The 20238-nt window shown below is 69.1% G+C and carries 19 protein-coding genes; 4 read left to right on the top strand and 15 right to left on the bottom strand.

Annotated elements, in window-relative coordinates; translation table 11 throughout:
* Nucleotides 1–206: 206 nt before the first annotated feature.
* From ABZW18_RS14200 to ABZW18_RS14185, 4 genes are all read right to left on the bottom strand, one after another.
* On the bottom strand, nucleotides 207–578 hold the full coding sequence (locus tag ABZW18_RS14200) for an FKBP-type peptidyl-prolyl cis-trans isomerase (RefSeq protein WP_356186751.1): 372 nt from the start codon (nucleotides 576–578) through the stop codon (nucleotides 207–209).
* Nucleotides 579–642: 64 nt separating this feature from the next.
* Nucleotides 643–1659, bottom strand: a complete 1017-nt coding sequence (locus ABZW18_RS14195) for an FKBP-type peptidyl-prolyl cis-trans isomerase (RefSeq protein WP_356186750.1) — start codon at nucleotides 1657–1659, stop codon at nucleotides 643–645.
* Nucleotides 1660–1796: 137 nt separating this feature from the next.
* Nucleotides 1797–3158 (bottom strand): Pup--protein ligase, encoded by a 1362-nt coding sequence (pafA, locus tag ABZW18_RS14190; RefSeq protein WP_356186749.1) that lies wholly within the window; start codon nucleotides 3156–3158, stop codon nucleotides 1797–1799.
* Between the two features lie 9 nt (nucleotides 3159–3167).
* Nucleotides 3168–4427 carry an MFS transporter gene (locus ABZW18_RS14185; RefSeq protein ID WP_356186746.1) on the bottom strand — a complete coding sequence of 420 codons (1260 nt, stop codon included), beginning with the start codon at nucleotides 4425–4427 and terminating at the stop codon, nucleotides 3168–3170.
* 337 nt (nucleotides 4428–4764) lie between these two features.
* Here ABZW18_RS14185 and ABZW18_RS14180 point away from each other — a divergent pair, with 337 nt between their 5' ends.
* Nucleotides 4765–5763 (top strand): LacI family DNA-binding transcriptional regulator, encoded by a 999-nt coding sequence (locus ABZW18_RS14180; protein ID WP_356186820.1) that lies wholly within the window; start codon nucleotides 4765–4767, stop codon nucleotides 5761–5763.
* Between the two features lie 132 nt (nucleotides 5764–5895).
* Here ABZW18_RS14180 and prcA read toward each other — a convergent pair whose 3' ends face one another.
* The 6 genes from prcA to arc form a co-directional block, all read right to left on the bottom strand.
* A complete protein-coding gene (gene prcA / locus ABZW18_RS14175; RefSeq protein WP_356186743.1) occupies nucleotides 5896–6705 on the bottom strand; it encodes a proteasome subunit alpha in 810 nt (269 codons plus the stop codon).
* A gap of 80 nt (nucleotides 6706–6785) precedes the next feature.
* Nucleotides 6786–7631 (bottom strand): proteasome subunit beta, encoded by an 846-nt coding sequence (prcB, locus tag ABZW18_RS14170; protein WP_356186740.1) that lies wholly within the window; start codon nucleotides 7629–7631, stop codon nucleotides 6786–6788.
* On the bottom strand, nucleotides 7583–8167 hold the full coding sequence (locus ABZW18_RS14165) for an endonuclease VII domain-containing protein (protein ID WP_356186738.1): 585 nt from the start codon (nucleotides 8165–8167) through the stop codon (nucleotides 7583–7585). Before ABZW18_RS14165 ends, prcB begins: the two co-directional genes overlap by 49 nt.
* A 7-nt stretch (nucleotides 8168–8174) precedes the next feature.
* Nucleotides 8175–8393, bottom strand: coding sequence for a ubiquitin-like protein Pup (locus tag ABZW18_RS14160; RefSeq protein ID WP_356186735.1), 219 nt, complete (start codon nucleotides 8391–8393; stop codon nucleotides 8175–8177).
* 134 nt (nucleotides 8394–8527) lie between these two features.
* The gene (gene dop, locus ABZW18_RS14155) at nucleotides 8528–10039 is read right to left on the bottom strand and encodes a depupylase/deamidase Dop (protein WP_356186732.1); all 1512 of its coding nucleotides are present in this window, start codon (nucleotides 10037–10039) and stop codon (nucleotides 8528–8530) included.
* Nucleotides 10040–10276: 237 nt separating this feature from the next.
* Entirely contained in the window at nucleotides 10277–12043 is a 1767-nt protein-coding gene (arc, locus tag ABZW18_RS14150; protein ID WP_356186729.1) for a proteasome ATPase, read from the bottom strand.
* A 241-nt stretch (nucleotides 12044–12284) separates the two neighbouring features.
* On the opposite strand from arc, the gene ABZW18_RS14145 reads away from it, so the two are divergent.
* Nucleotides 12285–12587: a ferredoxin gene (locus ABZW18_RS14145; protein WP_356186726.1), complete on the top strand. Its 303-nt coding sequence runs from the start codon at nucleotides 12285–12287 to the stop codon at nucleotides 12585–12587.
* A 4-nt stretch (nucleotides 12588–12591) separates the two neighbouring features.
* Here ABZW18_RS14145 and ABZW18_RS14140 read toward each other — a convergent pair whose 3' ends face one another.
* The 3 genes from ABZW18_RS14140 to ABZW18_RS14130 form a co-directional block, all read right to left on the bottom strand.
* A complete protein-coding gene (locus tag ABZW18_RS14140; RefSeq protein ID WP_356186724.1) occupies nucleotides 12592–13245 on the bottom strand; it encodes a hypothetical protein in 654 nt (217 codons plus the stop codon).
* 167 nt (nucleotides 13246–13412) lie between these two features.
* Nucleotides 13413–14393: a tRNA (adenine-N1)-methyltransferase gene (locus ABZW18_RS14135; protein WP_356186722.1), complete on the bottom strand. Its 981-nt coding sequence runs from the start codon at nucleotides 14391–14393 to the stop codon at nucleotides 13413–13415.
* Nucleotides 14394–14437: 44 nt separating this feature from the next.
* A complete protein-coding gene (locus ABZW18_RS14130; RefSeq protein WP_356186719.1) occupies nucleotides 14438–15661 on the bottom strand; it encodes a site-2 protease family protein in 1224 nt (407 codons plus the stop codon).
* A gap of 124 nt (nucleotides 15662–15785) precedes the next feature.
* Here ABZW18_RS14130 and ABZW18_RS14125 point away from each other — a divergent pair, with 124 nt between their 5' ends.
* Nucleotides 15786–16760: a PD-(D/E)XK nuclease family protein gene (locus ABZW18_RS14125; RefSeq protein ID WP_356186717.1), complete on the top strand. Its 975-nt coding sequence runs from the start codon at nucleotides 15786–15788 to the stop codon at nucleotides 16758–16760.
* Between the two features lie 13 nt (nucleotides 16761–16773).
* Nucleotides 16774–17445, top strand: a complete 672-nt coding sequence (locus ABZW18_RS14120; RefSeq protein WP_356186715.1) for a response regulator transcription factor — start codon at nucleotides 16774–16776, stop codon at nucleotides 17443–17445.
* A gap of 33 nt (nucleotides 17446–17478) precedes the next feature.
* On the opposite strand, the gene ABZW18_RS14115 is transcribed toward ABZW18_RS14120, so the two are convergent.
* Nucleotides 17479–19083 carry an ABC transporter substrate-binding protein gene (locus tag ABZW18_RS14115; RefSeq protein WP_356186713.1) on the bottom strand — a complete coding sequence of 535 codons (1605 nt, stop codon included), beginning with the start codon at nucleotides 19081–19083 and terminating at the stop codon, nucleotides 17479–17481.
* 425 nt (nucleotides 19084–19508) lie between these two features.
* A complete protein-coding gene (locus tag ABZW18_RS14110) occupies nucleotides 19509–20210 on the bottom strand; it encodes an HAD family phosphatase (protein ID WP_356186710.1) in 702 nt (233 codons plus the stop codon).
* Nucleotides 20211–20238 lie beyond the last annotated feature (28 nt).

The raw sequence follows: 20238 nt of genomic DNA, 5'->3' as shown, positions 1-20238 counted from the left end.
GCCCCTGACCCAACCGGCGCGCGGCCGACCGGACACGGCCCGTCGCAGGAGGCCGGACCCTCCGTTCTGGGGACGCCCCTTGCCCGGGGCTGGCGTCATCCTTCGGAGGCGGCGGAACGAAGCGCGGTGCCGCACACCGCGGCAGAGGGTCATAGAGCGTGAGGGCCCATGCCGGACGGCATGGGCCCTCACGCTCTACAGGTGTCTCAGACCGAGACGAGGTCGCAGACGAAGATCAGCGTCTCGCCCGGCTTGATGCGGCCGCCCGCGCCGCGGTCGCCGTACGCAAGGTGCGCCGGAATGGTCAGCTGCCGGCGGCCGCCGACCTTCATCCCCTGCACGCCCTGGTCCCAGCCGGTGATGACCTGGCCGACGCCCAGCTGGAAGCGGAGCGGGGTGCCCCGGTTCCAGCTCGCGTCGAACTCCTCGCCCGTGCTGAAGGCCACGCCCACGTAGTGGACGGCGACAGTGTCCCCGGCCTTCGCGACCGGGCCGTCGCCCTCCCAGATGTCCTTGATCTCGAGGTCGGCCGGGGGCTCGCCGCCCGGGAAGTCGATCTCGGGCTTCTCGATACTCACTGCAGTGCTCCTACGCATGGATCGTGTCGGAAGGTGCAAGTCTCGCAGACGGTGATCGCGACGATCACACAGTGCCGATGATGTCGACCGAGAAGACGAGGGTGCTCTTCGCCAGCTGGTTCTGCGGCTGACTGCCGTAGCCCAGCTTCGGCGGGATGACCATCAGTACGCGGTCGCCGACGTTCTTGCCGACGAGGGCCTTGTCCCAGCCCTGGACGACCGAGCCGGTGCCGATCTGGAACGCGGTGGCACCACCGTGCTTCCAGGAGGAGTCGAACAGCTTGCCGTCCTCCCACTTCACACCCGTGTACTGGGCGATCAACCCCTCGCCGGCCTTGATCTTCGGGCCCTCGCCCTTGATCAGGACCTGCTGCTTGAGCTCCTTCGGCGGCTTCTCACCCTTGGGGACGGTGATGACGGCGGGCTTCTGCGACGGGGCCTTGACCACCGGCATCCCGGGCGCGGGCGCGGCCTGCTCACCCTTCGCCTCGCCCTTCTTGTCGACCTTCTTCGCCGCCGCGATGTCGACCACCCAGACGAGGCCGTCCTGCGGCTTGATGCCCGACTGCGGGTTCAGCTGCCCGCCGATCAGCGCCTTGGCAGTCCCCTCCACCTCGACACGGCCGCCGACCTTCTTGCCGGCGAGCGCGTCGAGCACCTTGGGCGGCAGAGTCTGGCTCGGCTGGCCCAGCTCCTGGACCACCTGGGTACGGGGTGCCTTCGGGTCCGCGCCGGGCCGCTTGGCCCAGGTGTTGCCGAGGTCCTGCCCGCCCTTCATGGTCTCCCCGGCGAAGTCCAGACGGATGAAGTCGCCCTTCTTCACCTCCGCGCCCTTGCCCTCGGTGATCGTGTTCACGACGACCTTGTCGGGCGCCTTGGCGTCCTTGGGTACGGAGATCTCGGGCTTCTCTCCGGCCTTGCCCTCCACCGTGACGACCCCGGCGTTGTCGGAGTCGCCGTCGTCGGACCCGCACGCGGCGGCGAAGAGCAGGACAGGCACCGCGAGCGCCGCGGCGATGCGGCGGGTGTTCTTCGTGGAGAAACGGGGGTACGGGGGTCGTCCCCCGGAAGATTTCAGCATCAGTCCAACTCGCGCTAGTGGGGTCTGCGGGCAGTGCCCGCCACTCTACGACCTGGAACCAAGAGGACTGTGGCGTCTGACACGGTCACGCGCCGGAGCCCTCCGGCCCCGGCGCGCAGCCTTCCCCGTATGAACTGTCACATTCCGGCGATCAGCTTCTCCACCCGGTCATCAACCGATCGGAAAGGGTCCTTGCAGAGCACGGTGCGCTGCGCCTGGTCATTGAGCTTGAGGTGCACCCAGTCGACGGTGAAGTCGCGGCGCTGCTCCTGCGCGCGCCGGATGAAGTCACCGCGCAGCCGCGCCCGGGTGGTCTGCGGCGGCACCGACTTTCCCTCGAAGATTTTCAAGTCGTTGCAGATCCGGGCCGCTTGGCCGCGCTTCTCCAGCAGGTAGTAGAGCCCGCGGCGACGGTGGATGTCGTGATACGCGAGGTCTATCTGGGCGACGCGCGGATGGGACATGGTGATGTTGTTCTTGGCCCGGTAGCGCTCGATGAGCTTGTACTTCATCACCCAATCGATCTCGGTGCCGATCCGGTCGAGGTCCTCCTCCCGGATGGCTTCGAGTGCACGGCCCCACAGCTCCAGGACCCGCTCGACCGTTCCGGTGACGATGCCACGGCGCTCACAGAAGTCCACGGCCTTCTCGTAGTACTCCTGCTGCACCTCCAGCGCGGAGGCCTCACGACCGCTGGCCAGGCGCACCTTCCGCTGCCCGGTGATGTCGTGGCTGACCTCGCGGATGGCCCGGATCGGGTTCTCCAGGGTGAGATCGCGCATCACCGTGCCCGCCTCGATCATGCGCAGTACGAGATCGGTCGCGCCGACCTTGAGCAGCATGGTCGTCTCGGACATGTTGGAGTCGCCGACGATGACATGCAGCCGGCGGTAGCGCTCGGCGTCGGCGTGCGGCTCGTCCCGGGTGTTGATGATGGGCCGGGAGCGGGTGGTGGCCGAGCTGACGCCCTCCCAGATGTGCTCGGCGCGCTGGCTGACGCAGTAGACGGCGCCGCGCGGGGTCTGCAGCACCTTGCCCGCGCCGCACAGCAGCTGGCGGGTCACCAGGAACGGGATGAGGATGTCCGCGAGCCGGGAGAACTCTCCGTGCCGCGCCACGAGGTAGTTCTCGTGGCAGCCGTAGGAGTTGCCCGCCGAGTCGGTGTTGTTCTTGAAGAGATAGACGTCGCCCGCGATTCCCTCCTCGTGCAGGCGGCGTTCGGCGTCGACGAGCAGGCCTTCGAGAATGCGCTCGCCCGCCTTGTCGTGGGTGACCAGCTCGGTCACGTTGTCGCACTCGGGAGTTGCGTATTCCGGGTGCGAGCCGACGTCGAGATAGAGGCGGGCGCCATTGCGCAGAAAGACGTTACTGCTGCGGCCCCAGGAAACAACACGGCGGAAGAGGTAGCGCGCCACTTCGTCAGGTGACAGTCGGCGCTGTCCCCTGAACGTGCACGTGACGCCGTACTCGTTCTCCAGCCCGAAGATGCGGCGGTCCATGACTGAACATTACGCCTGATGCCCTGCTCTGAAACCGGGTTCGGGGGCACCGTTTCGATCATTTTCTGTCTGCGCTTCACCATCCGTTGCACGTCCGGGAGCTGCGAGGACCCGCTGGGTGGCGACAAGTACGAGCAGCGCGACGAGCCCACCGGCCCCCGCGACCGCGAAACCCGCGGCGCTCCCGCTGTGCTCTACGGCCGGTCCCGCCGCGGCCGTTCCCACGGATGCACCGACCGTGAAGGTGGTCACCAGCCAGGAGAACGCCTCGGTGACGGTGCCGCGCGGCGCATGGCGGTCGACGACGACGAACGCGCAGGCGAGAGCCGGTGCGAGGAAGACTCCGGACACTGTGGCCAGGACGACCATCCCGGCCACTCCCGGGGTCAGGGCGAGTGGCAGGTAGCCGAGGGCGAGCAGCGCCACGAGCATCCGGAGCCGCCGTTCCGGCTGCCCCGGCCACTGCCGGGCTCCGTAGAACACGCCGCCGACGAGCGCGCCGAACCCGAGCGCGGCCATCAGCACGCCGTAGACCGCGTCACGGCCCAGCTGGTCGGAGTAGGCGAGGGCGGCGACCGTGATCGAGCCGAGCGCGATGCCGACGAAGAGGAACGAGCCGAGCAGCGCGAGGAGGCCGGGCGAGCGCAGCGCGCCGAGCCAATGGGCCTCCCGCGGAGCGGAACGCCAGGCCCGGGACGGCTCCGAGACGACGACGGACAGCGCGCCGAGGACGCCTATCCCGTTGAGCACCAGCAGCGCGGCGGCCTCCGACCAGACGGCGACGGAGAGGGTGACGAGCAGGGGGCCGACCGTGAACATCACTTCCTGCGCCACGGCGTCGAGGGCGTACGCGGCGTGTACCCGGTCCTCGCGTCCCAGGACACTGGGCCACAGGGCGCGCAGACCGCCTTCCAGCGGCGGGGTGAAGATGCCGGCGACCAGCATGGCCGCGTACGCGACGGGCAGCGGCTCCAGCCCGACGACGGTGAACAGCACGATGCCGAGTGCGGAGAGCACGGCGGCGGGCAGCATGACGCGCGGCTGGCCGTAGAGGTCCACGGCGCGGCCCAGCAGCGGCTGGCCGAGGGCGGTGGACAGGCCGTAGACGGCCGAGAGGGCCCCGGCGAGGGTGTAGCTGCCGCCCTCGGACCGGGCGAAGAGCACGATGGCGATCGCGGCCACAGCGTTCGGCAACCGGCCCATGAGCGTGCCCGCCAGCAGCCGCGCCGCGTGCCGCGTCCGTAGCAGCTCCGCATAGCCCGCCGCCATCGCTCGCCCCTCTCTCCCCCGGTCCACCCAAAGTTTTACGTATAACGTCCAGGGTCATACGTACCATGGCCGGTGTCCGCGAGTCCACCTCATAACGTGCGATGGACAGCGATGAAATACGGCGGAGGATCACGTGACGATCGCCAACGGCGACGGTGCGTCAAGGGAGACGAGCTCGGTGAGCACCGCAAGCCCGCCGGCCGGTCGGGGACGGAGCGGCCGGGGAGCGGCCGCGGCCGGTGAGGCGGCCGGAGCCACGGCCGGCGACGCGTCCGGTGCCGCGGCCAGTGATACGGCCCGTGACGAAGCCGCTCGCCCGCCCCCCGCGGCCGGGCGGGTGACGAGCCGGGACGTGGCACGCGCTGCGGGCGTCTCGCAGGCCACGGTCTCGCTCGTCCTCGGGGACAAGTGGCGCGGCCGGGTCTCCGAGCGTACGGCCGCTGCCGTGCGGACGACCGCGGAGGAGCTCGGGTACCGGCCCAATCTGGCGGCACGGAATCTGCGGCTCGGCCGCACCAGGACCGCGCTGCTCGTGGTGCCCGCCCTCACGAACGAGTTCTTCGCCCGGGTCTACACGGGCGCGGCCCGGGTCGCCGCCGAGAACGGCTTCGGTGTGGTGCTCTACCCGTCCCCGGAGGGCGTGGGACCGGCGCGTGACCCCTTCGACTCGGCGCGGGCCTCGCTGGACGGGGTCATCGCCTCGTCCATGGCCGCCGACGCACTCGCCGCGATGCGGGGCGGCGGCGGGCTGCCGCTGGTGATGCTGGACAGCGATCCGGCAGACCCGGAGGCTGCGGCCACGGTGAACCTCGATATCGCCGACGGTATGCGGCGGATGACGGAGTATCTGCTCGGCCTCGGTCACCGCCGCTTCGTGCATCTCGCCTCCGCGGTGGACTCCTGGACCTTCCGGGTGCGCTCGCGGGCGCTGGCCGAGACGCTGGGGTCCGTACCGGAGGCGGTCGTACGCACCGAGCACGCCGCACTGGACGTGGACGCCGCGCGGCATGCGGCGGAGCGGGCGCTCTCCGGCCCGGGGCACCGGCCCACGGCGCTGGTGTGCGACGACGACATCCTGGCGGCGGGGGCCTGCAAGGCGGTGCGGCGGCTGGGGCTGCGGGTGCCGGAGGACGTGTCGGTCACCGGCTTCGACGATCTGGCTCTGGCGACAGCGCTGGAGCCGGAGTTGACGACGGTACGGCTTCCGGCCGAGGAGGTGGGGGAACGCGGTATGGCGGCACTGCTGGCCGTCCTCGACGGCCGCCCGGCCGAAGCCGCGGCCGTCCCGGTGGAGCTGATGTCCCGCGGCTCGACGGCCCCGCCACCGGCGGTGTGATGCCCACGGCGTGAGAGGTGCGGGCGTCAGGCCACGCGCACAACGGGCCCGAACGTACCGTGCCCGCCCCCGAACTCACCGCGCCCCGGCCGGGCAGTCGCCGACCGGGGCGGGGTGGGACGCTCGACGTGGCTATTCGTCCGAATCGGTACCGGAGTCGGAGCCGGACTTCGGACCCGACTCCGCGGAGGCATCCCCGTCCTCCTCCGCTTCGGCCCCCTTCCCGGCGGAGGACGAACCGCCCTCCGCCTCCAGGAGCCGGGAGAACTGACGCCCCAGCACCCGCTTGAACTTCCGCTTCTGCGGCCGGTTACGGTCCAGGACCGCGACCTCCAGCTGCTCGGCGGTGAGTTCCCGCTCCCCGCCGTTGTTGTCCCGGGCCAGGGACTCGACGGCCAGCTTCAGCGCCTCCGAGAGGGTCATCCCGTCCCGGTGCCGCTGGTCGAGGTAGCTGCCGATCTGATCGGAGTTGCCGCCGACCGCCACCGAGCCGTGCTCGTCGACGATCGAGCCGTCGTGCGGCAGCCGGTAGATCTGGTCGTCCTCGGGTGCGTCGCCGACCTCGGCGACGATCAGCTCGACCTCGTACGGCTTCTCGCCGGCGCTGGAGAAGATGGTGCCCAGCGTCTGCGCGTAGACGTTGGCGAGGCCACGGGCCGTCACATCGTTGCGGTCATAGGTGTAGCCGCGCAGATCGGCGTAACGGACGCCGCCGATGCGCAGGTTCTCGAACTCGTTGTACTTCCCGACCGCCGCGAAGGCGATCCGGTCGTAGATCTCGCTGACCTTGTGCAGCGCCCGGGACGGATTCTCGGCGACGAAGAGGATGCCGTCGGTGTACTGCAGCACGACGACGCTGCGGCCGCGCGCGATGCCCTTGCGGGCGTACTCGGCCCGATCGGCCATGGCCTGCTGGGGTGAGACATAGAACGGCGTCGACACCGGCTATCCGTCCCTTTCTGTCAGTGACTGGGAGCACCTCCCAGCGGTAGCTGGGGGAGCATTCCGCCCGGCCCGCCGCCTCAGAGCAGTGCGGCCTTCGGGCCGTCCGGCTCCTCGAGCCGCCGCTCGTGGATGGCGCGGGCGATCTCGGAGGACTCGGCCTCCGTGAGCTTCCGGAAGCCCTCGTCGGTGATGACCGTGACGATCGGGTAGATACGGCGGGCCATGTCCGGGCCGCCGGTGGCCGAGTCGTCGTCGGCGGCGTCGTACAGAGCCTGCACGACCAGGGTGGTGGCCTGGCCCTCGGTCAAATCCTCGCGGTACAGCTTCTTGAGCGCGCCGCGCGCGAAGACAGAGCCGGAGCCGGTGGCCGCGAACCCGCGCTCCTCCGACCGGCCGCCGGTGACGTCGTACGAGAAGATCCGGCCCTTGTCGCGGTCCACGTCCCAGCCCGCGAAGAGCGGGACGACGGCGAGGCCCTGCAGGGCCATTCCCAGATTGCTCCGGATCATCGTGGACAGCCGGTTCGCCTTGCCCTCGAGGGAGAGTTGAGCACCCTCGACCTTCTCGAAGTGCTCCAGCTCCAGCTGGAACAGCTTGACCATCTCCACGGCGAGGCCGGCCGTGCCCGCGATGCCCACCGCGGAGTACTCATCCGCCGGGAAGACCTTCTCGATGTCGCGCTGTGCGATGACATTACCCATCGTCGCCCGACGGTCACCGGCGAGCACCACGCCGCCGGGGAAGGTCGAGGCGACGATCGTCGTGCCGTGCGGGATCTCCACCGCCCCCTGCACCGGCAGCAAGGGCCGCTTCCCGGGAAGCAGTTCCGGCGAATGCTCGGACAGGAAGTCCAGGAACGACGATGAGCCGGGCGTCAGGAAGGCAGCCGGCAGACGCCCCGTGCTACGAGTGTTGGCTTCCACACGTTTCCTTCCACGTATGCGGCGGCCCGGCGCTTCACTTCAGGCCGATCCTTGAACTGTCCAAGTGCTGCGTTGCAGCTGAAACACAGCACGCCCCGGACCCTACCCGTCTCATGGCAGTGATCCACATGTTCCGGCAGAGCCGCTGGGCAGATAACGCAGACACCCATCTGTTCAGCATCCAGCCGGGTTCGCTCGGCTTCCGTCATCCCGTACTTGATCTTGGGATGCCTCGCTCTGCTCTCTACTGCATGGCACGCCTTGCAATAGGTGGTGAGACCGTCCGATGCGCTGCTGTTGCGTGACCAGAGCGAGTGCGGCTTGATCTCCCTGCATCTCTTGTGGCCCGACGGGACCCCAAACTTCTGCCGGACACTCCGGCCTTTGGCCTCCTGGCGCTGCCGGTAGTACTCCGCGGAGCACTCCCGGCAGTAGGCCTGCAGGCCATCGGGCGCGGACTTATTGCTTGCGAAGTTATCCCGCCGCAATATCCGTTGACACCTGGAGCATTTCCTGTTTCGGCGCGATTCGGCCATCTATGGACTATTCGCCGCCCTTCTGGACAAAGCTTCGAACAAAATCCTCCGCATTCTCTTCCAAGACGTCATCGATCTCGTCCAGGACGGAGTCCACGTCGTCCGACAGCTTCTCCTGCCGCTCCTTGAGGTCCTCGGTGGCCTGTGCGTCCTGCGCGGTCTCCTCGGCCTCCTCGGTGGAACGCGTCGACTTCTGCTGCCCGCCACCGGTGTCCTTGGTCGCCATATACCTCACCCCGCTCGGTTCGACGTACAAGATTCGACGTACAAGATCAGACCCTACAATCAGGGTCCGACATCGGCCCTGTCCTTGGCTCAACGTCCGGGAGCCACCTCGATGATTCCCTGATCGGCCACCTTTCAGCCCCCGGACAGCACCCGCACCAGGTCCTCGGCGGTACGACAGCGGTCCAGCAGCTCCTTGACGTGGTTCCGGGTGCCGCGCAGCGGCTCCAGCGTGGGAACCCGTTGCAGAGAGTCACGGCCGGGCAGATCGAAGATGACCGAGTCCCAGGAGGCGGCGGCGACGTCGTCCGCGTACTGTTCCAGGCAGCGGCCCCGGAAGTACGCGCGCGTGTCCTCCGGCGGCTTCGTCCCGGCCCGCTCGACCGCGCTCTCGTCCAGCAGCCGCTTCATCTTGCCGCGGACCGCCAGACGGTTGTACAGGCCCTTGTCGGGGCGGACGTCCGCGTACTGCAGGTCCACCAGGTGCAGCCGGGCCGCGTCCCAGTCCAGACCGTCACGGCGCCGGTAGCCCTCGAGCAGCTCCCGCTTGGCGACCCAGTCCAGCTCGCCGGAGAGGCTCATCGGATCGCGCTCCAGCCGGTTCAGCACGTCCTCCCAGCGCGTGAGGACGTCCTTGGTCTGCTCGTCCGCGTCCGCCCCGTAGCGGTCCTCGACGTACTTCCGGGCCAGCTCGAAGTACTCCATCTGGAGCTGCACGGCAGTGAGTGTCCGGCCGTTGCGCAGCGTGATCAGCCGCCCCAGCGTCGGGTCGTGCGAGACCTGGTGCAGGGTGCGCACGGGCTGGTCGACGGCCAGATCCACGGCGATGAAGCCGTCCTCGATCATGGACAGCACCAGCGAGGTGGTGCCGAGCTTGAGGTAGGTGGAGATCTCCGAGAGATTGGCGTCCCCGATGATCACATGCAGCCGGCGGTACTTCTCGGCGTCCGAGTGCGGCTCGTCGCGGGTGTTGATGATGGGCCGCTTGAGCGTGGTCTCCAAGCCCACTTCGACCTCGAAGTAGTCGGCACGCTGGCTGAGCTGGAAGCCGTGTTCATGGCCGTCCTGGCCGATGCCCACCCGGCCCGCCCCGGTGACGACCTGCCGGGAGACGAAGAAGGGGGTGAGGTGGCGCACGATGTCCGAGAACGGGGTCTCCCGCTTCATCAGGTAGTTCTCGTGCGTGCCGTAGGAGGCGCCCTTGTTGTCGGTGTTGTTCTTGTAGAGGTGGATGGGCTGGGCGCCGGGGAGCTGGGCGGCGCGCTCGGCCGCCTCGGCCATGATCCGCTCCCCCGCCTTGTCCCACAGGACAGCGTCCCGCGGATTGGTGACCTCGGGGGAGCTGTACTCCGGGTGCGCATGGTCAACGTAGAGCCGGGCGCCATTGGTGAGGATCACATTGGCCAGCCCGATGTCCTCGTCGGTGAGCTGGCTGGCGTCCGCGGACTCGCGGGCGAGGTCGAATCCACGGGCGTCCCGCAGCGGGTTCTCCTCCTCGAAATCCCAGCGGGCGCGGCGCGCCCGGTGCATCGCCGCCGCGTAGGCGTTGACGATCTGGGACGAGGTGAGCATGGCATTGGCGTTCGGGTGACCGGGGACGGAGATCCCGTACTCCGTCTCGATACCCATTACTCGCCGTACGGTCATGCGGCCCTCCTTGCCCGGCGCCGCCCCCGGATGGGGTAGGCGCTCAAGTACCGCTTCTTCTCCGAGGCGTGTGCGGTGTGCCCGTCCCCGCACTGCGCGACTCGGCGGTAACGAAGAGCCTAGAACGCCTTCGCGGTCGTGGGGAGATCATTTTCGTCATTGCTGCGTCGGGCTCATACCCCAGGAAAGCACCCGGCTGCGGGTGCCCGCACGGGGCTCCCGCAGCCGGACTGCCATTCAGAGGTACTGGCCGGTATTCGCCACCGTGTCGATGGACCGACCGGTGTCCGCGCCCTGCTTTCCGGTGACCAAGGTGCGGATGAAGACGATCCGCTCGCCCTTCTTTCCGGAGATCCGGGCCCAGTCGTCCGGGTTCGTGGTGTTGGGCAGGTCCTCGTTCTCCTTGAACTCGTCCACGCACGCGGCGAGCAGATGGGAAACCCGCAGACCCTTCTGGTTCTGGTCGAGGAAGGCCTTGATGGCCATCTTCTTGGCCCGGTCCACGATGTTCTGGATCATCGCGCCCGAGTTGAAGTCCTTGAAGTACAGAACTTCCTTGTCGCCGTTCGCGTACGTGACCTCGAGGAAGCGGTTCTCCTCGGATTCCGCGTACATCTGCTCGACCACCGACTGGATCATGCCGGCGACCGCGGCCTCCGGGGAGCCCCGGTGCTCGGCCAGGTCATCGGCGTGCAGGGGCAGCGACGCCTTGAGGTACTTCTGGAAGATGTCCTTCGCGGCCTCCGCGTCCGGACGCTCGATCTTGATCTTCACATCGAGCCGGCCGGGCCGCAGGATCGCGGGGTCGATCATGTCCTCGCGGTTCGAGGCACCGATGACGATGACGTTCTCCAGGCCCTCCACACCGTCGATCTCGGCGAGCAGCTGCGGAACGATGGTGTTCTCCACGTCCGAGCTGACACCGGATCCGCGGGTGCGGAAGAGCGACTCCATCTCGTCGAAGAAGACGATGACGGGTGTGCCCTCGCTCGCCTTCTCCCGGGCACGCTGGAAGACCAGGCGGATGTGCCGCTCGGTCTCGCCGACGTACTTGTTGAGGAGCTCGGGTCCCTTGATATTGAGGAAGTAGCTCTTCCCGGCGGGCTGCCCGGTCACCTCGGCGACCTTCTTGGCAAGGGAGTTGGCCACGGCCTTGGCGATGAGCGTCTTGCCGCAGCCGGGTGGGCCGTACAGCAGCACGCCCTTGGGCGGCCGCAGTTCATGCTCCTTGAAGAGGTCGGGGTAGAGGTACGGGAGCTCGACCGCGTCCCGGATCAGCTCGATCTGGTTGCCCAGACCGCCGATCTTGTCGTAGTCGATGTCCGGGACCTCTTCGAGGACGAGCTCCTCGACCTCGCTCTTCGGCACGACCTCGTAGACGTAGCCGGATCGGGGCTCGAGCAGCAGAGCGTCACCGGAGCGGATGGTGGCGTCCAGCAGCGGCTCGGCGAGCCGCACCACCTTCTCCTCGTCGGTGTGCCCGACCACCAGGGCGCGCTCGCCGTCCTCGAGGATCTCCTTGAGGGTGACGATCTCCCCGGCCCGCTCGTACTCCATGGCCTCGACCACATTGAGGGCCTCGTTGAGCATGACCTCCTGGCCGCGGCGGAGATCGTCGAGCTCGACGCTCGGGCTGACGTTCACCCGGAGCTTCCGGCCACCGGTGAAGATGTCCGCCGTACCGTCTTCGTTCGCCTGCAGGAATACACCGAACCCGGCCGGCGGCTGAGCGAGCCGGTCGACTTCCTCCTTGAGGGCCACGATCTGGTCCCGCGCCTCACGGAGCGTGTTGGCGAGCCGCTCGTTCTGCGCCGATACGCCGGCCAGATTCGTCTGCAGCTCGACGATCCGCTCTTCGAGAATCCTCGTGTGACGCGGAGAGTCGGCGAGCTTGCGCCGCAGGACGGCGATCTCCTGCTCGAGATAGGCAACCTGGCCGGCCGGGTCTTCGGACCCCCGCCCGGGCCGGATGCCGCGGTTGATGTCATCGTCGTGGGCTGCCACGGTCCTCACCTCCTCCAAGGGGAGCTGGACGCTTCCTGACCCTACCTGGGCCGGTGCTCCTTGAAACCCCTAGATCACAAAGACGGTCGGGCTGTGTCCGATCTTCACCCTTGCGTACGTCCTCACGCCAGGGGAATACCCACCGAACAACATCGGAAAGCGGCCGGTTGTATGGTCGGGACCGTCAACACCCGTCAGGGCTGGCTCCAATTGGTTCGCGTACGCAGGAACGGCAGGCGAGATGACCGCTCAGAACGAGGCCCTCGAGGTGTGGATCGATCAGGATCTGTGCACCGGCGACGGGATCTGCGCGCAGTACGCACCGGGGGTCTTCGAGCTCGACATCGACGGCCTGGCGTATGTGAAGGGAGCGGCCGCCCAGGGGGAGGAGGCCGAGCTGCTCTCCCAGCCCGGGGCCACAACCCCCGTACCGCTCCCGCTGCTCCAGGACGTGGTGGATTCCGCCAAGGAGTGCCCGGGCGACTGCATCCATGTACGACGCGTTTCGGACCGGACCGAGGTCTACGGCCCCGACGCGGAGTGATGGATCACACACTCCCCGCGACGGGAAGCGCGGTGAGCCTGAACTTCCCCTCGCGCCACTGCCACTTGACCTTCCGCTGCTTGTCCGGGCAGCAGCGCGGCACGTCCTCCGAGGAGTAGCCGAGCAGGGTCGCGGAGACCGTACGGCCGCGCACGGTGAAGTCCGAGATGCTCAGCCCTTCCTTGGGGTCGAGGAAGGTCTCCACGACCTGCGGGCGGCCCTTCCCCGAGGGTGGGTGCGCGAGCACGTAGATACCGCTCGGCGGAGTGCCGAAGCCGGTCTTGCAGCGGACGACCGCGACGGTCTCCTGCCGGCCGTCGCCGTCGAGGTCCGCCGAGCGCTCGCGGACCACCTCGGTCGACTCCGGTCCGCAGTCGAGCGGATACGTCGCCTTCCCGGCATCGGGGCCGCCCTGCGGAACGGACTCTGCCGGACCTGGAGCGGCGCTGCCGGGAGCGTCCGCGGTCGCCAGAGGGGGCGTCGCGGTGGCGTCCGAGGGCTGTACGAGGGCGGAGGCGCCCACCACCGCGGCGAGCGCCGTGGCGGTGACGAGCCAGTGCACCGGACGGGAGCGGGTGTGCGGACACACCTGCCGACTTGCGGAGAGGGACGCGGAGTGGGGCGGCGGGGAGGACACAGAGCCTGCCGAGGGCTGCACGCGGGATGTCTCCTGTGAGAGCGGAGCCGATGGGGGTGGCCAGCATGGTGCCACATCTCACACCTGGCCGGAACGGGCGGGGCCGGCCGGGCCGTGACGGGCACACGAAAGCGCCGCCGCCGACGTCCCCAGCGGGGGAACTCGGCAGCGGCGCTTGGAGGTTGCTGTCAGTTGCGCTCGGCGGAACCGCCCGAGCCGGCCGGCCCCCCACGGCCTCCGCCGGCGGACGCTCCGCCGCCGCCACCGCCCGGTGCTCCTCCGCTCCCGCCCCCCGGCCCTGCGTAGTCCTCGCCGTAGGCGCCCTTCGCGGGGCGGCGGCGGCGCAGCGGCGGCTCGACGCCGTCCGCGAGACGGCGGGCGGTGAGCAGGAACCCGGTGTGGCCGATCATCCGGTGGTCGGGGCGTACGGCCAGGCCTTCGACGTGCCAGGTGCGGACCATGGTCTCCCACGCCGTCGGCTCGTTGAAGGTGCCGTGCTCCCGGATCTCCTCGACGGTCCGCGCGAGCTGGGTGGTGGTGGCCACGTAGGCGCAGAGGATACCGCCGGGGACGAGAGCCTTGGAGACGGCCTCCAGGCACTCCCAGGGGGCGAGCATGTCCAGGATGACGCGGTCGACGTCGGTGTCGGAGAGGTTGTCCTGGAGATCACCGACGGTGAGCTGCCACGCGGGGTGGTCCTCGCCGAAGTAGCGGCGGACGTTCTGGGCGGCGATCTCCGCGAAGTCGGCCCGGCGCTCGTAGGAGTGCAGCATGCCCTGGTCACCGACGGCGCGCAGCAGGAAGGTGCTGAGCGATCCGGAGCCGACGCCCGCCTCCACAACGCGGGCGCCGGGGAAGATGTCGGCCATGGCCAGCACCTGCCCCGCGTCCTTGGGGTAGACCACGGCTGCGCCGCGCGGCATGGACAGGACGTAGTCGGGGAGCAGGGGGCGCAGCGCGAGGTAGGCGACGTTCCCCGTGGTACGGACAACACTGCCCTCGGGAGCACCGATCAGCTCGTCGTGCGGGAAGGCACCCTTGTGGGTGTGGAAGCTCTTCCCGGCCTCGAGCGTGAAGGTGTAGTGGCGTCCCTTGGGGTCGGTGAGCTGGACCTGGTCCCCGACCTGGAAGGGGCCGCGACGACGGGCGGCACCGGTCGGTTCGGACATGTGACCAGCCTACCCGGGGTCTCCCGTGCCGAAGGCCGGGGGAGTCAGGAGGCGGGCCGCGCCATGGCTGCCACGAAGGCGCGTTCGACATCGGCGGTGGACAGGACCCCGTAGATCTCGCCCGTCTCCTCCACGACCAGGTACTCGGTCGCGGGGGTGGCGCGGAGGGTGTCGAGGAGCTCCTCGCCCGACAGCTCGGCGGAGACCCGCATACCCGGCTTGAGGTCCTGGGCGAGACCACTCACGGCGACCCAGGGGCGGCGGTGCTCGGGTACGCCGACGATGGCCGTCTCGCGGACCACTGCGGTGGGCTTGCCCTGTCCGTCGACGACGACGAGCGCCCGCGCTCCGGCCTCGTTGGCCCGGCGCAGCGCTTCCGACAGCGGGGTGGCGGACTCGACGGGTACGGCGCGACGGGTGAGGGCCCGGGCCCTGAGCTCGGGGAGGCGCTCACGCAGCCGGGCCATGCGCAGGCTGTTGCCGGCGCCGGTCCAGATGATGGCGGCGAGGATGGCGGCGAGCAGGGCGTCGGTGATGGTGTCGACACCGCTGATGTCGTCGGTGGCTCTGCCGAGGGCGCCGGTGTGGGTGAGCAGCGGCAGTCCGACGAGGACTGCGACAGCCAGCGCGCGGCCGGTCCAGGCGGCGGCGACAGTGCCGGTCATCGGCTTGCCGCTGAGCTTCCAGACGACGGCGCGCAGCATCCGGCCGCCGTCCAGCGGCAGGCCGGGCAGCAGGTTGAAGGCGGCGACGATCAGGTTGGAGATCATCAGGCCCGCGAGCAGCACGCCCGGGACGGTGCCGGGCTCCACGGATTCGACGCCCACGTAGAACACGCCGGCGAGGGCCAGGGAGAGCAGCGGACCGACGAAGGCGAGGACGAACTCCCGGCCCGGTGTCTCGGACTCCTTCTCGATCTCCGACACCCCGCCGAAGAACTGCAGCTGGATGCGGCGCACCGGCAGCCCGAAGCGCAGCGCAGCCACCGTGTGGGCCAGCTCGTGGACGAGTACGGAGGCGTAGAAGGCCACGGCGAAGAACAGCGAGACGAGGTAGCGCAGGTTCCCCAGCTCGGGCAGGATGCGGTCGAGCTGGCCGCCGAAGACCCAGGTGATGAGCGCGGCGACCAGGAACCAGCTGGGGGCGACGTAGACGGGGACCCCGAAGGGCCGGCCCATGAGGAGGCCGCCGCCGGTCTCGCGGGGGCGCCCCCCGCTACCGCCGGGAGGTTCCCCCAGCGGCTTCCCGCTCTCGCCGCTGTCGTCCACGGTGTCCTCTCGTTCATGTCGGCCCTCGCTCCCACTTGGTGCGATCCACGATCATGCTGTGCGAGGGGCTCTGTCGTCGATGGTATGCGGCTTGATGTCAGTGACGGGCCGTAGGGTCTGCTCCATGGGAACCAGGACCGAGGAACCGGGCGGCGGGAAGACCGGCCCGGACAGGCCGTCATCGCTGTCTCCGTCGCGGGCGGGCGACTTCATGACCTGCCCGCTGCTCTACCGGTTCCGGGTGATCGACCGGCTTCCGGAGAAGCCGAGCGAGGCGGCGACCCGGGGCACGTTGGTGCACGCGGTGCTGGAGCGGCTCTTCGACGATCCGGCGGTGGACCGTACGGCCGCGCGGGCGCGTTCCATGGTGGCGGGCGAGTGGGAGCGGCTGCTGGCGGCGCGGCCCGAGCTCGCTGAGCTGTTCGCCGAGAGCGCCGCGGACGGGGAGAGCGGGGAGGACGGGCGGAGCGAGGGACGCGGCGGCGCCGCCCAGGGGCGGCTGGCGCGCTGGCTGTCCGAGGCGGAGCAGCTGGTCGAGCGGTGGTTCACACTGGAGGACCCGACACGGCTGGAGCCCTCGGAGCGCGAGCTGTTCGTCGAGACCGTGCTCGATTCCGGACTGAAGCTGCGCGGCATCATCGACCGGGTGGATGTCGCACCGACGGGTGATGTGCGGATCGTCGACTACAAGACGGGCAAGGCCCCCCGGCCCGAGTACGCCTCCGGAGCCCTGTTCCAGATGAAGTTCTACGCGCTGGTGCTGTGGCGGCTGCGCGGGTCGGTGCCCCGCCGCCTCCAGCTCGTCTATCTGGGCAGCGGCGATGTGCTCAGCTACGACCCGGTCGAGAGCGATCTGCGGGCCGTGGAGCGCAAGCTGCACGCTCTGTGGGAGGCGATCCGGCGGGCGACGGAGACCGGCGACTGGCGACCGCGCCCCAGCAAGCTCTGCGGCTGGTGCGACCACCAGGCGTTCTGCCCGGAGTTCGGCGGCACTCCCCCGCCGTACCCGCTGCCGCTGATCCCGGCTCCGGCGCTTCCGGCGGACACGGTCCCGGAGGTGGGCGCCGGGGAGGTCCAGGGCAGAATGGGGCAGGTCTAGCAAAGGAGTTCCTGTGGCGATCCGCGTCCTACTGGTCGACGACCAGCCGCTGCTGCGCACCGGTTTCCGGATGATCCTGGAGGCCGAGCAGGACATCGCCGTGGTCGGCGAGGCGGGCGACGGGCTGCAGGCTCTCGACCAAGTGCGCGCCCTGCAGCCCGATGTGGTGCTGATGGACATCCGGATGCCGCGTATGGACGGTGTCGAGGCGACCCGTCAGATCAACGGTCCGGGCCGGGACGGGCCCGCGAAGGTCCTGGTCCTCACCACCTTCGACCTCGACGAGTACGTGGTGGAGGCGCTGCGCGCGGGGGCGAGCGGTTTTCTGCTCAAGGACGCGCCGGCCAACGAGCTCGTGCAGGCGATCCGGGTGGTCGCGGGCGGCGAGGCGATGCTGGCGCCCAGCATCACCCGGCGGCTGCTCGACAAGTACGCGGGAAAGCTGCCGTCCGGCGAGGATCCGGTGCCGGACACCCTGCACACGCTGACCGACCGCGAGGTCGAGGTGCTCAAGCTGGTCGCGCGGGGGCTCTCCAACGCGGAGATCGCGGCTGACCTGTTCGTGAGCGAGACGACCGTCAAAACTCATGTCGGGCATGTGCTGACCAAGCTGAGTCTGCGGGACCGGGTTCAGGCCGCGGTCTACGCCTACGAGAGCGGACTGGTACGGCCCGGCGCGCAGTGAGCACGCCGGGCCGTGACGCGGTCCCGGGTTCGTTCAGCCGGTCACGCCGCGCCCGAGCTCCCAGAGCTGGAGCACGGAGGAGGCGTTGAGCGCCCATTCCACACCGGTGACGTCGTCGCGCGCAGCGACGTACTGCTTGCCCTGCCACAGCGGCAGCACCGGCACCTCGTCCGCGACGATGTCCTGCGCCTCCTGGAAGCCGCTCGCGGCCGCGCTGCGCTCGGCCTGCTGACGGGTCTGCGGTATCAGCTGGGTGCGGATCGTGTCGTTGCGGTAGGGGGTGTTGAGGAAGTTGTCCTTGGCGAAGAACGGATCGATGAAGTTGTCGGCGTCGGGGAAGTCGGGGAACCAGCCCATGCCGTAGGCGGCGTACTCACGCTCGGACTGGGCCGGGCGGAAGGTCTTCCACGGCACGCCCTCGACCGTGACGTCGAAGAGCCCGCTCCGGTTCAGCTGGGCCTGGAGTGTCTTGAACTCCTTGCCGGTGGCGGGCCCGTAGTGGTCGGTCGTATAGGTGAGTTTGAGCCGCACCGGTGTGCTGATACCGGCCGCGCTCAGCATCTTGCGCGCCTCGGTCACATCGGGCTCGCCGTACTTGTTGAAGAACGAGTTCACATGGGAGCCGACGCTGGAGGGCACGATCGAGTACAGCGGCTCGGCTGTGCGCTCGTAGACATCGCGCACCAGCGCCTGGCGGTCGATGACCTGGGCCATGGCCTGGCGTACGGCCTTCTTGCCCACGGTGCGGTCGTCGGTGTCGAAGGCGAGGTAGCGGATCTCCTGGCCCGGCATCTCGACGAGTTCGATGTTCTCGGCGACACCGCGCTCGAGCCGGCCGACCTGCTGCGGCGACATGGTCCGCGTCATCAGGTCGATGTCGCCCTTCTTCAGGGCGCTCTCCATGGCCTCCGAGTCGGGCAGGAAGCGCATCTCGACCTTGTCGTTCTTCAGCTTCAGCCCACCCTCGTAGTGCGGGTTCCTGCTGAAGACGGCCGAGACGACCTGGCCGTTCTGCTCCTTGGTCTTCAGGCTGTACGGGCCGGAGCCGTCGACCGTGAAGCCCTCCCGGAGCTTGCCCTTGGCGTAGCTCTCGCTGTCGACGATGGCCGCGGCCGGGGTGGCGAGCTTGTGCGGGAAGGTGGCGTCCGGGGACTTGAGGTGGAAGACGATCTCGCCGTCGTTGGGGGTCTCGACCGCGTCGATGTTCGAGAGCAGCGACACCGGACCGTTCGGGTTCTTGATCCTCAGCGTCCGGTCGATGGAGAACTTCACATCCTCGGCGCTGAGGTCGTGGCCGTTGGCGAACTTCATGCCGCTGCGCAGGGTGCAGCGGTACTGCTCGTTCTGCCGGTCGGAGAACCCGCACCGGGTGGCAGCCTCGGGCACCGGCTCGCCGCCGGAGCGGGGCAGCGCCATCAGCGTCTGGAAGGTGTTGCGCAGAATGTTCCACGCACCGGCCTCGTAGGCCAGGGCCGGGTCGAACGGAGCCGGATAGTCCTTCGCCACCACGAACGCGTCCGTGGTACCGACGACGACGGGGGCACCGGCCTCCCCGTCCTCGTCCGAACCCCCGCAGGCGGCAATCACCGGAGCCAGCAGACCCACTACGAGCGGTAGCACCAAGGTCTTGCGATTCATCGTCGGCGGTCTCCTGCTGCGCGATTGGTCCCGGGACCATACCGACGTGGGGGTGAACTGGTCACAGGGGTGGCGAAAAACTTCTCGCGACGAGATTAATGGGCGGGGCAAGCAGTGCCGGAACACAGTGAGGTTGAGGCGATATCACGCCCCTATAACGGCCGACCACTGTCCAGCATCCGGACTGCGGAACGATTCGCGCCTCACCTCACCAATGGGGACAGAAGGGCGCATGATCACTTCGAAAAGGACCCCCGAGGGCAGGCGAACGCCCCGCTGTCGACCCCCCACAGGGTGAGAAACGTCACTTGTTCAACTTTTCACCAACGGGCCAGATTCAGCCGAATTCTTCGTCACGGAGAATGAGCGCCACGGCGCTGCCGTGCTCCGTTCCGGAATTCCCCGGAACACACACCCCGCCCGGATCAGCGCACCCCTGGGATGAGGCTGCGGAGAAAGGGGAGGTCGACTTCTTCCAGCGAGCGGACGACCGTACGCCCGGCGGCCGGCTCGATGGGCACGACGGACGGGACGGCCACCACACAGCAGCCCGCGGCCTCGGCCGCCGCCACCCCGGTGGCCGTGTCCTCCACGACCGCGCAGCGCGCCGGGTCGGCGCCCAGACCCGCGGCGGCCAGCAGGTACGGGTCCGGGTGGGGCTTGGTGCGCGCCACCTCGTCCCCGGCGACCGTCAGGGCGAAGTGCTCCGAGCCGATGGACTTCAGGACCCGGTCGATGATGCGGCGGTGCGAGGCGGACACCAGAGCGGTCGGCACATCGTGGGCCGCCAGCTCCGCGAGGAGCCGGGCCGCACCCGGCATCAGCGGCACACCGCGGTCGACCAGCTCCTCGAAACGCGCGTTGAGCAGCAGGGTCAGATCCGGTACGGCGATGTCGGCGCCGGTGGCTTGAATCAGATAGGCGGCGCTGCGCGTCATGGGGCCGCCGACCACCACTTCGCGGTGCTCCTCGGCGAGCACATGGCCGAGCTCGGCGAACACCTCGACCTCGGTGTCCCACCAGAAGCCCTCGGTGTCCACGAGCGTGCCGTCCATGTCGAGGAGCACCGCCTGGAGGGCCGAGCCCTCGGCCGTACGGGTGTCGAGTACGGGAATGATGCTGGTCATCCGCGCTCCTCTCGTCAGGTTCGCCCCG

The organism is Streptomyces sp. NPDC004647, from assembly GCF_040609575.1.
In the GTDB taxonomy this organism is placed as follows: Bacteria; Actinomycetota; Actinomycetes; order Streptomycetales; family Streptomycetaceae; genus Streptomyces.
Note: the sequence above shows the minus strand (reverse complement) of the source record. Positions and strands in the feature narration are given on the sequence as shown.